The sequence below is a fragment of the Bacillus sp. T33-2 genome (assembly GCF_002860205.1).
In the GTDB taxonomy this organism is placed as follows: Bacteria; Bacillota; Bacilli; order Bacillales; family Cytobacillaceae; genus T33-2.
The window spans coordinates 1-15277 of record NZ_PGVB01000047.1; the positions used below are offsets into that span (position 1 = coordinate 1).

Here is a 15277-nt window from a genome sequence, read left to right on the forward strand (position 1 = left end):
TTATCCGCTTAAAATGCAACAAAAGGCATCCGAATGAGGCCATTCGGATGCCTTTTGTCTACAGTCTGAAACCTCCGTTCAACAATGAACGGAGGTTTTTTATTACCAAAATAAATCTATATAGCAGAAGGTGCTATTATGATTAAGATAATGCATTTTTTGTCGATAAAAAGAGTATGAAATAAAAGTTGATGGGTGATAAGATGCAAACTATTTCTCTATGTATAATAGTAAAAGATGAAGAACGTTTTCTCGATCGTTGCTTAAACAGTGCCGCAAAACATGTAAATGAAGTCGTACTTGTTGATACAGGTTCTTCCGACAGAACACTTGAGATAGCTGAACATTATGATGCCAACATTTTTCATTATAATTGGACGAATGATTTTGCTGCAGCAAGAAATATTAGCATCAAACATGCTACAAGCGATTATATCCTCGTTCTTGATGCAGATGAATATTTGGATGAAGATGCAGATATACAAAGGGTATTGATTACTGAAAAGGATCATTATACAGTACGCATTAAAAACCATCTATCCAGTGGAGGAGCAATTTATCATCCAGCTGTTCGGTTATTTAAAAATAATCGTGGGTTAAAATATCAAGGACGCATTCATGAACATTTAAATGTTGAAGATAAAAGTCTTGGTTTATCTCATGAGTTTGGTGACGTTCTTATCCATCATGATGGTTATAAAGATGAAGTAGTTAAGGAGAAGGAGAAACATAACAGAAATATTGCAATCTTACTCGACGAGGTGGCGAAAAATCCATCAGGATATAATTTATATAATTTAGGGACCCAATATAGGGCGAATCATCAGGATGAAGAAGCAGTGAATTATTATAAGAGAGCTTTTGAGCTTTCTAAAGACCGTTTATATATCCAAAGCTTACTTTATAATATGATTGACTCGATAAGCAGGTTGGGAAGACACGAGGAAGCTTTAAATGTGGTCAATGCTGCAATTGAAAGTTTTCCTAATCATACAGATTTTTATTTTTTAAAAGGTAGGATTTTTGAAGAGCTTGCTTTCAAAAATGATGCTATCCGGGCATATGAAAATTGTATTCGTTTAGGAGAAGTTGATTTGTTTCAAACATTGGAAGGGGTGGGAAGTTTTTTAGCTTATGTGCGTAAGGGAGCTATAGCAGTGGAAAAGGGCCAATATGTACTTGCATTTGACATGGCTTTAAAAGCTCTTGAGGTTAACAAATACCATATGCCTGCGTTGCGCTTATATCTGGAAATGATGACGAAAACGCATATACCTTTAAAAGCAATGCAAGAGCATCTTAGCAACATATTTTCAGTGGAAGATGTGAAAGATCTTAAACATTTAATCGTTGTTCTAACAGTTATCAAAAGCCCATTACTCCAGCAATATATTGATTTATACAAATTACAACTGGATCCGACCGTTTCTATGATAGCAAAATTATATAGCCGGCATTATTCAGAAGCATTGGAAATAGCTAGAAAATTGGGTGATATTAATGAAAGTGAGTCCAACGACCTTTTTTTATTAGCATACATATCCAATTCAGAACAATTAGCCGTAGCCGCCAAGAAACATTTAAATATTAGTAATAGAGAATGGAAGCAATTAAAACGCTTTTTTCAAAGTAAACCCGAGGAACTTGGCAATGTATCAGAGCGGGTTGCAAATATAATCGTTTTTATTGCGGAACAACTTCTAATCCTACAAGAAGAAGATCTTTTCAATCGGTGCATAACAACAATTCAAAACGGTCCTGCAATGTTAAAAATGAAACTTTGCCATATGCTTATCGAGAATCGATATTCACATATCGCAATGGATCTATTGGTGGCAGAATATGAACAAAACAAACAGAATCCTCAATGGCTGGAGTTACTAGGAGATGTATGCGTCCAGGAAAATCAGGATAAGGATGCCCTTTCTGTTTACAACCGTGCCTTGGAACTCAGACCCGAGTATAGAATATATGAAAAGGTATATGAAATCTATAATAAACTAAATGATCAAGAAGCAGCTTTATCAATAAAAAGAGAAATAGCAGACGCCTTCCCGATAGTGGAATGGGCTAAGGCATAAAGGATGTAGACATGAAAACAAGTATAATTATACTTACCTACAATCAACTCGAATATACAAAACACTGTATAGAAAGCATTAGAAAATATACCACCAACCAGGAATATGAAATTATTGTGGTTGATAACGAGTCAACTGATGGAACCGTAAAGTGGCTAAAGCAACAAACTAGCTTAATAGTCCAATATAATTTAGAGAATGTTGGATTCCCAAAAGGGTGTAATCAAGGCATACAACTTGCAACCGGGGATAATATCCTTTTACTTAATAATGATGTGATTGTAACAGAGAACTGGCTGGAAAATTTGCTGAGTGCTTTATACGCTGATGAAAAGACCGGTGCGGTAGGTCCTTTAACCAATTCAGCAGCTTATTATACTTCTATTCCAGTCACATATACCACAATAGAAGAAATGCACAATTTCGCCAAGGACTTTAATGTCAGCAATCATGATCTTTGGGAAGAACGCTTAAAATTAATTGGCTTCTGCCTATTAATAAAGAAAAAAGCTTTGGATGAAGTAGGGTTTCTAGATGAAAGGTTTACTCCAGGGAATTTTGAAGATGATGATATTTCTATTCGATTGAGAAAAGGCGGATACAACCTTTTATTATGTCACGATACGTTTATCCACCATTTTGGTAGTGTATCCTGGAAGGAGAACCTTAACAATTATTCGTCTATACTGTCAACGAACGAACAGCTGTTTATGGACAAATGGGGGACAAATTCATCCTCGCATTTAATTGACTTGGACTTGGTTGGAGCTATTAAAGCAGATAGGAACATCCCGTTAAATGTTTTACATGTTGGCTGCCGTAGCGGTGGGACGCTTCTAAAAATAAAAAATTTATATAAAAGAGCAAATCTTTATGGTATTGAAAAATCTATTTTTGAAGCTAATGAAGCGAAAATCATTGCTGAAGTAAGTGTGGGTGAGTTGACAGAAGTTTTAAGTCAGTATCCCGATAGTTTTTTTGATGTGATACTGATGTCTGACTGGGAGAAGTTCCGAGACGCTGAATTCTTAATTCCAGTTATTAAGAAAAAGTTAAAAGATAATGGTGTCTACATTACGAAGTTGAATAACATTTGCTATTATCCAAATCTCAAAAATATTTTGTCAGGAGGTAAACCGTTCAACGGTTACCCTTGCTTTTCTTACCAAGAAGTATTTGATTTGTTCAGCGATGAAGAAGCTTCCTTTGATATCACTTTGTTAAAATCTGAGCTAGATGAACATGCAAAAACCGCGATTAAGGTTTATTCAGAATATGGGGATCACAATACACAAATTCTTTTGGGAACAGCCCAGTTCCTTGTGAAAGTGACGGCCAAAACCCAGATCGCGATTAAAGAAATGGTGGAAGACACTCTAAAAGGGAACGCAATTGAAGCTAATCTTCACGTTCTCAATTCAACAAGTATAGAGGAGCTTGTCGGTATTTTCGATGATAAGCAAAGTGCTGTCCATTTCTTAAATCTGCTGGCAAATAAGAATTTGGAATTAGAGAAATATGATATTGTACTTCCTTATTTAACTGAAGCATATCAGATTGACAATGAAAACCCAGATACAATCTATAATCTAGCATTTGTTTTAAATCTTTTTGGCGAAAAGAGGAAGGCAATTGAATATCTGGAAAAGATAACTGACATGGATGATGAAATACGAACAATGTATGAAGAATTATATGAAGAAACCCACGGCCTGAAACACATCGTGCGTAGAATCGAATTTTCAGTTGATATTGATCAATCAGTACAGGAAATATTGAATGCCATCAATGATGGAAGAATATCCGAAGAAGACCTGCTCACTGTAATCAACAATGACATCGTCCACAAACAGGCTGTATGTAATATATTGGCTGTGGCCTTTTACAACTTAAAGAATTTTGAATTATGTCTTTCATTATTAGAACAATCTCATCAGTATAATCCGCAACACGAGGATACTTTGTTTAATTTAGGCTCCATTTTGCGGGAATTAAAAGAAAACCAGCTGGCTTTGCAATATTTTAATCAGATAGAGAATTATGATCCAGAGGTCACCCGTATTATTGCAGAGATTCAAAAGGAGCTACAACCACATGAACAATAACAAAGTTTGTTTCATTTACTGTGTAAATAATCAATTATTACTTGAAGAATCACTGAGATATATTTACACTTTGGAAATCCCTGAAGGCTTTGAAATAGATGTGATAACGATAGAGGAATCTCCGAGCATGGCTGCCGCTTATAACCAAGCCATGAAAGATTCTGATGCTAAATACAAGGTATACCTTCATCAAGATGTTTTTATTGTGAATAAAAATTTCATAGAAGATATGATAACGCTGTTCAAGAATGATGAAACTCTTGGAATGATTGGTGTAGTAGGAAGCAAATTTATTCCTCCCAGTGGCGTATGGTGGGAAAGCGGCATCAAATATGGCAAGGTTTTTGACAGCCATACTGGCAAAATGGACCTTTTAAATTTCAGACAAGTTCAGCAGGAGTTTGAAAGTGTACAGGCTGTTGATGGATTACTGATGGCGACACAGGTAGATATCCCATGGAGAGAAGACTTATTTGACGGCTGGCATTATTACGACATTTCACAGTGTCTGGAATTTCAAATGAATGGCTACCAGGTAGGGGTTCCAAACCAATCCACACCGTGGTGTGTCCATGATTGTGGCGTCGTGAACACACTTAACGGATTTAACTATTATAAAAGTTTGTTTCTGAATGTGTATGAAGCAAGCATTAAGCAACTGATACCATTGGTCAGTATACTAATTCCCACTTATAATAGGCCTGATTATTTTGAGCAGGCGTTAAACAGTGTTCTCAACCAAACGTATTTTAACACGGAAATTATTATCGCGGATGATAGCACAAACCTGGAAACAAGTGAACTTATACAAGTTTACTTAGAGAGATACTCCAATATTACATATATAAAGAATGAGACGACACTTGGCCAATTTGACAATGATCTCAAATTATTGGAGTTGGCAAATGGAGAGTTTGTCAATTTTCTCATGGATGATGATTTATTTCATCCGCAAAAAATTGAGAAAATGATTTCTTATTATTTAGCTGATGAAGATATTAAATTAGTAACTTCCCATCGGCAGCTGATTAATGAACAAGGGGAATTCATTGGAGAATATGCCAGCACAAAGAGATTGTTTGAGAAAGACACAATTTTGGATGGTAGCACATTCGCTGAGTTTCTTTTGACGAAGTTTACTAATTATATTGGTGAGCCAACAACAGTTCTATTCAGAAAGCGTGATCTCCGGGAGAAATTCGGAGTATTTAATGGAAGACAATCAATTTGTAATGTGGATTTAGCTACGTGGATTGACTTATTAATGCAGGGAAAAGCAGTTTATATAACTGAAACCCTCAGCTATTTTAGAATTCACAGCGACCAGCAACTACAATCACCTGATATGCTGGCTAATGGAACGATCGATTTTGCATATTTACTTTTGGGGTTGCGGGAAAAAGGATTATTCACCAATGACAGAAACTATGAGATTAGTCTTAAAAACTGGCTGAAATATCAAGACCATATAATAAATCTTGTTACGGAACAAGATCAGAGACATATGTACATGCTCAGTTCTATGAGAAACCATATAGAAAATGTAATTGAAGAAATGAGAAATACAAAAATTGAACAAGCAAAGATACTTATGAATAAAAAGTATCTCGATAATACTGAAAATCTCATTATTTTTTTGGTGCCAGGTGAAAATGGTATCACAGGCGGCATAATTTCAATTTATTCTTTATATGAAGAAACAGAAAAGATGCACCATCTGCATAATAGTAAAACTATTATGTGTACCCTGCCAAATGATACGATTCTTTTAAAGAATACTAATTTGGACAACAACGTAGATATATATCCCTTTGAACTGGTTATAAATCATTTTTCCTGCATGAAAAAGTGCATTATTCATCTTCCAGAATCATATGTACAACGGTTTATTGAAGATATTTCAGAGAATGAATCTTTATTACTTCAAAACATTCCAGAACTTCATATAAATATCCTCAACCAAAATGATGAATTGATGCCTGATACAACAGTAATTAACAATCTTTATAGATTTACGAACAATATTACAAGTACGACAGCACACAAGCGGTATACGTCCATTGAAACACGTATTAAATATGGTATCCCGGTACATTTATTCTCGACTCGTGTCAGTTCAGAACAATATAGTTTTACGGATTTTGCCAACAAAGAAGATATTTTAGTAGTCTCTCCTGATTCTCACCCAATGAAATCTTTAATCTTACATAAAATAAAAGAACAATTTCCAAAAAAAAGAGTTGAAATTGTACAGAATATGAAATATGAAGATTACAAAAATCTAATCACTAGAGCAAAGTGGACACTTACTTTTGGTGAAGGATTAGACGGTTATTTCGTTGAGACCATTTTGAGTGGAGGAATCGGGTTAGCAGTTTACAACCCAATATTTTTTACAGAAGAGTTTCAACATATACCTTCAGTGTTTGCTGATTATGATGATCTTTATAATCACATTGAAGATTTAATCAAGCAGACCAGTGAAGAAACGAATTTTACGGTAATGCAAAGAGAACAACTTAAATTAATTAACGATATCTATAATTATGATGAATATATCAACAACATAAAAAATTTCTATTTGGGAAATTATGATTTCAAATAAGAATGCAGTCGTAGTTACCCAGTTAAGTGCAGAACGAGGTGAAATAAGTGGATGTTTCCTATGAAATTGGGGGTTTCTTTGAGCTTTCAATGATGATGAATGAAGACGCTGAATACCATCATAACGCTATAAAGCTTAATAGTGGTAGAAATGCTTTATTATATATATTAGAGAGTAAACAAATTAAAAAATTATACGCGCCAAAATTCATTTGTGACAGCGTAACTGATAAAATTCATCCTTCTATCGAGATACAATATTATAGTGTAGACAAAAAATTAGAACCACTGTTAAATCATAATATTTTGGAAGATGAATACTTACTTTATGTAAACTATTATGGAATTCATAAAAAAAATGTAAGAAGTGTCATTGAAAAATATCAGAGGGTTATCGTGGATAACACACAGGCCTTTTTTGAAAGGCCTATCGGTGATGAGCCAACTTTTTATTCACCGAGAAAGTTTTTTGGAGTACCTGACGGAGCGTACCTTTATGTAGATGAAACCTTGAAAAGAGACCTTGATACAGATTTTTCATTTGATAGAGCGGAACATTTGTTAAAACGGGTTGAGCTGCCAGCTGATGTGGCTTACAATGTTTTTGTGCAAAATGAACAGAAATTAAATAATCTGCCGTTAAAAAAAATGTCTATTCTAACTCAATTGCTGTTACAAAATATTCAATATACAAAAGCCAAAAAAATTCGAGAAGACAACTTCATGTTTCTTCATGGACATTTAAAGCATATAAATCAATTTAATCTTGATGTTTCCTATATAAATGGTCCAATGGTATATCCCTTATATTATGAAGAGGATGGATTGAGGGAATATTTAATTCAAAATAAGATATATATTCCGACTTTCTGGAAAGACGCTCTAACACGAGTCAAATCTCAAGATTTTGAATTTCAGCTAATAAACAATGTTGTACCTTTACCGATTGATCATAGATATAGTAATAGTGATATGAGCAAAATCGTGGAATCGATTTATAAATATATTAGCAAAAAAAGGTGTAGGGTTGAACGGTGATGATTGATTTGAAAACAAGGGTATTGGTATTTCCGTGTGGCTCGCAGCCAGCAATCGATATTAACTTTGCTCTGCGGCACTCACTAAGAGTAGAAATATACGGAGCCTCAAGTGTAGATGACCATGGAACTTTCGTATATGAAAGATACATTGGTGGCTTACCTAAAATTTCAGAAGAAAAATTCATAGATGAATTTAACGACGTCCTTAGAAAAAATAAAATTGATTTTATTATACCAACTCACGATACAGTTTCTCTCTACTTAATTGAACATCAACATTTAGTTCAAGCACAGGTAATTGCCTCTGATTTGGAAACGGCTAAGATTTGCAGATCTAAGAAATTGATGTACCGCAAGTTTGAGCAGCATTCTTTTTCTCCAAGAATTTATTGGAGAATGTCTGACGTTACAAATTTTCCTGTTTTTATAAAACCTGATCAAGGACAAGGTGGGCAGGGTGTAAAAAAAGTAAATAGCTTTGAGGAATTACAAAATTGTCTAGGCCGAAATAGCAGTATGGTGATTTCTGAGTATTTACCAGGAGAAGAACTAACGGTTGATTGTTTTACGGATCGTTTTGGAAATATTAGAGTGTTGAGTCCTAGAACAAGGGATAGGGTGTTCGGTGGTATTAGTGTAAAATCAAAGTTTATGGAAACCACCGGGGAAATAAGCAGTATTGCGCATGAAATAAATAACCGACTCAACTTTAGAGGTTATTGGTATTTTCAGTTAAAAAAAGACAAATCAGGGATGTTTAAACTCTTGGAAATTTCCACAAGAATGGCGGGTACAGCTTGTTTAACTACAAGTAATGATATCAATTTACCCCTTTTATCCATACTTGATTTTCAGGGATTAGATTATGAGATTATACCTAATCGCATGGCTATGGAATTGGATAGATCTCTTGTAAATCGCTATAAAATAGATTTGCAATACGAAAGAGTATATGTGGATCTTGATGATACTATTATTTTCAATAGCAACAAAATAAACAATTTCTTAATGATGTTTTTATATCAATGTTTAAACCGTGAAGTTGATATTATTTTAATAACAAAACATCGCGAGGATGTTAAACAAACGCTGGATAGCTTTCAAATTTGCCCCAATATGTTTTCGCAAATTATTCAGATCGGCAAAGATGATTTTAAATATCGTTATATGAATAATGATATTCCATCAATTTTTATTGATAATTCGTTTGAGGAACGAAAGCAGGTTAAGGTTAAACTAAATATACCTACATTTGATTTGAATATGATAGATTGCTTGATAGATTGGAGAGGTTAAGATTGCTAGTCTTAACGGACAAAAAAAATGAAATTGTTAGCAGTAACATGGACACGTTTGATAAACTATATGACAATAATATCCCCAAGTTTTTATTGGGAATAAATTATTTGACAGACAGATTAATAGGCGTATTTTCCAAAGAAAAAATATCTTTAAAGGGAATCATTGATGACTATACTGGTGAAAAAACATATAAAAATATAGAAATTTTTAGATTGAATCAAATCCCTAAGCATAGCGTCGTCATATCTTGTGTAATTGATGGTAAGTTGAGAACTGTGATGGAAAAATTAACAACAGCGTCAATACAATATAAACTAAATTATCTAGATCTTAGTTTATTGGACAACAAAGTATATGGCTTTCCAGACTTTTGTTCTAACAATATTTCGGATATTAACAATAGGCGTGATAAATATGATTGGTTACATGAAAAGTTATATGATGCGAAGTCCCGTGAGACGTTACAACATTTATTAGATTTTAGGTACAACTATAATATTGATGCTGCTGACCATTTCAACTACGATTTAGAGTCACAGTATTTTGATGATCTAATTAAATTTAATTCTGAAGAAGTGTTTGTTGATTGTGGCGGTTTCGATGGGGAAACTACTAAAAAGTTCATCAGTAAAAATCCTTACTACAAAAAAATATTTTATTTTGAACCGTCTCCGGCTGCGTATCATGAGTCATTTAACAAACTAAAATCCTTCAAGAACATTGAATTTTTAAATGCCGCCACTTATGATAAAAACTGTTTTCTTACATTTGACGCTACAAAAGGTTCTGCTAGTGGTCTTTCCGACGGTGGTGATATCAAGGTGAGGGCAGTAAAGCTTGATGAGATTATAGATGAAAGGGTTACATACATTAAATTAGACGTAGAAGGTGCGGAATACAGTTCTCTTTTAGGTGCCGAACGTTTAATAAAGCAATATAGTCCAAAGTTAGCTGTGTGTGTATACCATGATCAGGCAGATTTCTGGAGGATTCCTGAACTGGTGTTAAGTTTTAACCCGAAATATAAAGTGTATTTGAGGCACTATACTGAGGGCGTCCTTGAAACTGTGATGTATTTTATTATGAAGTGATGTGGAACAACGTATGCGAATCGCACTAATGCAGCCTTATTTATTTCCATATATAGGGTATTTCCAACTTATACAGGCTGTTGATAAATTTGTAATATATGATGACGTGCAATATATCAAAGGCGGATGGATTAATCGAAATAAAATCCTAGTAAATAATCAGGAGTTCTTGTTTACTTTTAGTATCGAGCAGGGAAAAATGCAATCTAAGATTAACGAACGCATGCTATCATCAAAGTATAGATATGAGAAAGAAAAATTCGTTAAAACCATTGTTCAAAATTACAGAAAAGCACCGTTTTTTCAAGACACAATTAAACTGATTGATAAGATTTTATCATCTGAGCAAATAAATCTATCCAATCTAATTTATAAATCTATTTTATGTTTAAATGAATATTTAGATATTCCAACAGAGGTAATACTTTCTTCAAGTATAAATAAAAATGGGTTAGGGTCCGCACAGGATAGCGTCATTGAAATCGTCAACCTATTACGGGGGAATACCTATATCAACGCCATTGGTGGTGTTCAACTATATTCCAAGCACACCTTTAAAATGAAGGACATAGATCTTTTGTTTTTAAAGCCGACAGAAATTTCTTACCCTCAATTTGGATATCCGTTTATATCAAATTTATCCATCATTGATGTGCTTATGTTTAATTCACGAGATAATATTAAGGATTTACTAAACCGATATGAGCTAATTTAAAAAATTATTATTAAAGAGGTAGCAATGATCCCTTTTCTTAAACCGAACGTAGTTACAATTGATGCGTACGAAAAATATATATCACAAATAGATGAAAGTAGAATTTATTCAAACTTTGGACCACTAAATACTCAATTTGAACAGAGGATCAAAAAAGAATTCTTTGGCGAAAGTGGAAGTTTAACTACTATTAATAATGCTACTATGGGACTCATTCTTAGTATCAATGAGTTCAAAAACAAAGCTGGAAAATATGCAATCATGCCAAGTTTTACATTTTCGGCAACCCCATTGGCGGCAATTTGGTCTGGCCTAATCCCATATTTTGTGGATATAGACGAGAATTCCTGGACAATGGATAGAGAAAAGTTACAAGAGGCATTGCAGCAGCTCGGTGAACAAGTAGCGGTTGTTATACCTTATGCGACCTTTGGGACTTGTATAGATATTACCTTTTATAACGAACTCCAAGAACAAGGCATCCCAGTTGTAATTGATGCTGCACCTAGTTTTGGCTCGATGCATAACAATAATCAATTTGGACATGGCTTTAACGGCGCGATGGTGTTCAGTTTCCATGCGACAAAACCTTTTGGTATAGGTGAAGGCGGATTAGTTTACAGTAAAAACAAGGATGCGATTCAGAATATAAGGGCTGCTTCAAATTTCGGATATATGGGTAGCAGAGAATCGATTAATCTGGGCATTAACGCTAAACTTTCTGAATATCACGCAGCTATTGGATTAGCTACTCTGGACGTATTCCCGGAAAAGCTAAATGAGAGACAAGGGATTTATCAATTGTATCTTAATCAAATAGAACATTTTGAATTAGAGAGCAAAGGTTGGAGAGTTCAACATACAGAGGGGAGTTTCCCACCTCAATTTTTCCCAATTTTGTGTCCTAAAGGTGAAAACAACAGAGATATTATCGAACGACTAAAGAGACATGGAATTAGTGCTGCTGCATATTTTTCACCTGCATGTCATCAGCAAAAACAATTTAAAGAATATCCAAATTCATCGTTAAATGTGACTAACGAAATATCAGAGAGAATAATAAGCTTACCGTTATGGGAAAACATGGACGTCGATGTCGTTAAAAGAGTTATTATCGCTTTAAGGGATGAAGGATCCAAATTAACAGGACCATCTGGCATTAAAGATGATGCGGATATACCATTATTTGTCTGATTGAACTGGACTAGAATTAATGTTCCTACAGTTAATAGATATCTTAAACTAAAGCTCCTTTACTACCGAATAATATATGTCTTATCTGCCAGCCAATTCCTATAGATCGCCAAAAATTAAACATTACACTAACAATTCTACTCTTTCATCCGATGTAATAAATAGATAAACATTAGGGGGATAAAAAATGGGCTCTGTCGATTCAGTTTCACGATCAACAATAGTAGAAAGAACTGTCGAATCTAAAAGTTCAATGGCAGTTCTTCCGCCAGCGGAAGAATCAAACAACTTAGAACAACAGCAGCCTGAAAACTCAAACGACAGTAAAATAAAAGAAGAAGACCTGGATAAAGTTGTACATGATTTAAACAATTTTTTAGATAGTGGTCATACATCTTTAAAATATGTTTACCATGAAAAACTGGAAAGATATTATGTCACGTTAATAGACGAAGAAACGAAGGAAGCCGTAAAGGAAATTCCAGCCAAGAAGTTATTGGATATTTATGCTTCGATGAGAGAATATCTGGGATTGTTTGTTGATGATAAAATTTAACGGAGGTGGTAACTGATGTTTACGAATCAAATGAGGATCACAGGATTTGCATCAGGCCTTGATACAAATACAATCATTAGGGATTTAATGACAGCGGAAAGGACGCCGCTCGATAAGTTATTTCAGAAAAAGGAATGGCTGCAATGGCAGCGGGATGCTTATCGGGATGTAAATCTGGAAATTGCTACATTCAGAAACAAAGCGGACAAATTAAGGTTTTCCTCTGGCTTTAACGGTTATAGTGCATCTTCTTCCAATACTGCTAATGCATTGGCAACTGCACAAAGCAATGCTGTAGCCGGCTCGTATGATCTCACTGTTAACAGTTTGGCTGAGGTAGCAAAATTAAAGACCGGGAATGCAATTGTTAAGAGTGATGGAGCAATGGTGCAGTCAACGGAAAAAATACTTGCTGCCGGTCAGACAGCAGAATTTAAGGTGCAATCTTCAAATGGCACCGCTACGATCAGTATTACGGATCAAGATACATACTCATCTTTGGCAGGCAAAATTAGCGCTGCAACTGATGACGCCACAGATGCTGCGTTGGGTGTGCGCGCTTCTTTTGATGCGACGACAGCAAGATTTGTCCTGTCATCAAAAGAAATGGGTGGCGATCAAAACATTATTCTGACTGATACTTCAGCCCCTGGATCCGTCAACATAGCTGCGTTAATTGCGAATGGTGGAGCTGCAGCACAGTCAACCGGCACAGCCACTGTCGAAGCAAATGTAACAGGTGCATACGGAGAAATCGTATTTGATGGCACTCTGATCCAGAATTTGAAATCGAATAAAGCATCTGTGTACGGGGTTGACCTTACTCTTTTAAAAGCAGATCCAACTAATACAACAACAATTTCTGTTAATTCGGATACTGAATCTATTTTTACAAATATAAAAGATTTTGTTGAAAGTTATAATTCCTTAATTGATAGCTTTAATAAGAAAATAAAGGAACCAAAGGATCGCGATTACCAGCCGTTGACTGATGCGCAGCGGGAAGAGTTATCAGAAAAAGAAGCTGAAAAATGGGATGAAAAGTCAAAACAAGGCCTGCTTTATAATGACCAAATATTGCGCGAAACTCTGACAAACTTGCGCGGAAGCATGTATACACCAGTAGAGGGGATTCCTGCAGGACAGTTAAAATTGCTGTTTGAATTGGGAATCAAATCTCCTTATATGTCGCTCGACGGAAAACTTGAGATAGACGAAGCTAAACTGAGAGAAGCCATCGCCAACAAACCAGATGAGATTGAAGCTTTGTTTACAAGTCAAGATGGTATTGCTTCCAGAGTATATGAAGAAGTGAATAAGGCGATCGACAAGTTAAATAAAAAGGCTGGAAGGCCGCAAACAAGTCCAAACCTGGATAGCAGTGCTCTCGGTAAATCAATAGCCGGCATCAGTCAGGAAATGAAATCGTGGGAAGATAAGCTGACCAGAATAGAAGAGCGCTACTGGAAGCAATTCACGGCCATGGAGACTGCTCTTAGCAAGATGAATGAGCAAAGCAATTACATCATGGGCATGTTGGGTTAAATTAAAATCTGGGAGGACATATGTTGCAAAACCAATATGAAAGGTATCAACAAAACGCTGTTTTTACTTCGTCACCGGGTGAATTAACGTTAATGTTATATAATGGCTGCCTCAAATTTATTCATTTAGCTAAAAAGGCCATTGAAAACCATGATATAGAGTCGAAGCACGTCAATATTTCTAAAGCCCAAAACATCATTACAGAGTTAATCGTCACCTTAAATTTGGATTACTCTATAGCAAAAGAAATGCGAAATCTTTATGACTATATCAATCGTAGATTAATTGATGCCAATATTAAAAATGACCGCGGCATTTTGGATGAAGTTGAAGAGTTGGTCGTTGACTTCAGGGACACCTGGAAGGAAGTTATCGTAATCAATAGAAAAAAACAATTTAAAACTAGTGGCCAGGCTTAATGAGTGACATAAATAATTTGATTGAATTAACCGATAAACTGGCTATGATTCTTAATGAAGAGGCAAAAGGTGAACAGCGGAGCATTGTAACGGAGGAAGTTACGAAAATATTGGAGTTAAGGGAAAAACTTCTGCTTCGTATGCAAGGAACCCTTTTTTCCGATAACGAGAAAGACAAGCTTAGGCGTATCAATGAAAAGAATGAAGCTATCACTGAAAAGATCATTAGGCTAAAAGATTCTATTCAGAACGATATTGTCAATGCGAAAAAAGGAAAAAATGCTTTCAAAGGCTATCATCAACTTTACAATCCTTCAGGACAAGACGGCTACTATTTCGATAAGAAAAAATAATGACCCCTTATGGGGTTTTTTTGTCGCATAAATCATTAGCATTACTCATGAAGTTGTGATAAATCAGCTTCTTGCAGTAAACTGCGTTATGGAAGACACGACATTCGGAACATTTGATTTTCGAAAAAAACTTTTTCGAATTTTACCCTGTGTTTTTGCAGGGGTTTGTGGGGAACGATAACCTGTGTCTATTGACGGCAGTTTTTATGACTATATAAGTTGAACTAAAGATTTTCCTGAATTACATTTGATTCCATCCTTATACACAGTCG

At 35.1% G+C, this 15277-nt stretch carries 12 protein-coding genes; all 12 read left to right on the plus strand.

Annotated features, from left to right (window positions below):
• Positions 1–203 precede the first annotated feature (203 nt).
• The 12 genes from CVD19_RS22155 to CVD19_RS22210 all read left to right on the plus strand — a co-directional run bounded on the left by CVD19_RS22155 (position 204) and on the right by CVD19_RS22210 (position 15005).
• On the plus strand, positions 204–2081 hold the full coding sequence (locus CVD19_RS22155) for a glycosyltransferase family 2 protein (RefSeq protein WP_180953749.1): 1878 nt from the start codon (positions 204–206) through the stop codon (positions 2079–2081).
• A gap of 11 nt (positions 2082–2092) precedes the next feature.
• Positions 2093–4186: a glycosyltransferase gene (locus CVD19_RS25985; RefSeq protein WP_101585357.1), complete on the plus strand. Its 2094-nt coding sequence runs from the start codon at positions 2093–2095 to the stop codon at positions 4184–4186.
• The gene (locus tag CVD19_RS22165; RefSeq protein WP_180953750.1) at positions 4176–6791 is read left to right on the plus strand and encodes a glycosyltransferase; all 2616 of its coding nucleotides are present in this window, start codon (positions 4176–4178) and stop codon (positions 6789–6791) included. Before CVD19_RS25985 ends, CVD19_RS22165 begins: the two co-directional genes overlap by 11 nt.
• A gap of 47 nt (positions 6792–6838) precedes the next feature.
• Positions 6839–7828 carry a hypothetical protein gene (locus tag CVD19_RS22170; RefSeq protein WP_101585359.1) on the plus strand — a complete coding sequence of 330 codons (990 nt, stop codon included), beginning with the start codon at positions 6839–6841 and terminating at the stop codon, positions 7826–7828.
• Positions 7828–9126 (plus strand): ATP-grasp domain-containing protein, encoded by a 1299-nt coding sequence (locus CVD19_RS22175; RefSeq protein ID WP_101585360.1) that lies wholly within the window; start codon positions 7828–7830, stop codon positions 9124–9126. The genes CVD19_RS22170 and CVD19_RS22175 overlap by 1 nt, the downstream gene beginning before the upstream one ends.
• Before the next feature lie 2 nt (positions 9127–9128).
• On the plus strand, positions 9129–10223 hold the full coding sequence (locus tag CVD19_RS22180; protein WP_101585361.1) for an FkbM family methyltransferase: 1095 nt from the start codon (positions 9129–9131) through the stop codon (positions 10221–10223).
• A gap of 13 nt (positions 10224–10236) precedes the next feature.
• Positions 10237–10938, plus strand: a complete 702-nt coding sequence (locus CVD19_RS22185; RefSeq protein ID WP_101585362.1) for a WbqC family protein — start codon at positions 10237–10239, stop codon at positions 10936–10938.
• A gap of 24 nt (positions 10939–10962) precedes the next feature.
• Positions 10963–12132: a DegT/DnrJ/EryC1/StrS family aminotransferase gene (locus CVD19_RS22190; protein WP_101585363.1), complete on the plus strand. Its 1170-nt coding sequence runs from the start codon at positions 10963–10965 to the stop codon at positions 12130–12132.
• Between the two features lie 187 nt (positions 12133–12319).
• Positions 12320–12688, plus strand: coding sequence for a flagellar protein FlaG (gene flaG / locus CVD19_RS22195; protein ID WP_101585364.1), 369 nt, complete (start codon positions 12320–12322; stop codon positions 12686–12688).
• A 15-nt stretch (positions 12689–12703) separates the two neighbouring features.
• Positions 12704–14233 carry a flagellar filament capping protein FliD gene (gene fliD / locus CVD19_RS22200; protein ID WP_101585365.1) on the plus strand — a complete coding sequence of 510 codons (1530 nt, stop codon included), beginning with the start codon at positions 12704–12706 and terminating at the stop codon, positions 14231–14233.
• A 20-nt stretch (positions 14234–14253) separates the two neighbouring features.
• Entirely contained in the window at positions 14254–14652 is a 399-nt protein-coding gene (fliS, locus tag CVD19_RS22205; protein WP_101585366.1) for a flagellar export chaperone FliS, read from the plus strand.
• On the plus strand, positions 14652–15005 hold the full coding sequence (locus CVD19_RS22210) for a hypothetical protein (RefSeq protein ID WP_101585367.1): 354 nt from the start codon (positions 14652–14654) through the stop codon (positions 15003–15005). The genes fliS and CVD19_RS22210 overlap by 1 nt, the downstream gene beginning before the upstream one ends.
• Positions 15006–15277 lie beyond the last annotated feature (272 nt).

Bases quoted from the DNA above. Each gene is read 5' to 3' on its own strand.
- CVD19_RS22190 (WP_101585363.1), top strand. From the start codon at position 10,963: ATGATCCCTTTTCTTAAACCGAACGTAGTTACAATTGATGCGTACGAA.
- fliS (WP_101585366.1), top strand. From the start codon at position 14,254: ATGTTGCAAAACCAATATGAAAGGTATCAACAAAACGCTGTTTTTACT.
- fliD (WP_101585365.1), top strand. From the start codon at position 12,704: ATGTTTACGAATCAAATGAGGATCACAGGATTTGCATCAGGCCTTGAT.
- CVD19_RS25985 (WP_101585357.1), top strand. From the start codon at position 2,093: ATGAAAACAAGTATAATTATACTTACCTACAATCAACTCGAATATACA.
- flaG (WP_101585364.1), top strand. From the start codon at position 12,320: ATGGGCTCTGTCGATTCAGTTTCACGATCAACAATAGTAGAAAGAACT.
- CVD19_RS22175 (WP_101585360.1), top strand. From the start codon at position 7,828: ATGATTGATTTGAAAACAAGGGTATTGGTATTTCCGTGTGGCTCGCAG.
- CVD19_RS22210 (WP_101585367.1), top strand. From the start codon at position 14,652: ATGAGTGACATAAATAATTTGATTGAATTAACCGATAAACTGGCTATG.
- CVD19_RS22185 (WP_101585362.1), top strand. From the start codon at position 10,237: ATGCGAATCGCACTAATGCAGCCTTATTTATTTCCATATATAGGGTAT.
- CVD19_RS22165 (WP_180953750.1), top strand. From the start codon at position 4,176: ATGAACAATAACAAAGTTTGTTTCATTTACTGTGTAAATAATCAATTA.
- CVD19_RS22155 (WP_180953749.1), top strand. From the start codon at position 204: ATGCAAACTATTTCTCTATGTATAATAGTAAAAGATGAAGAACGTTTT.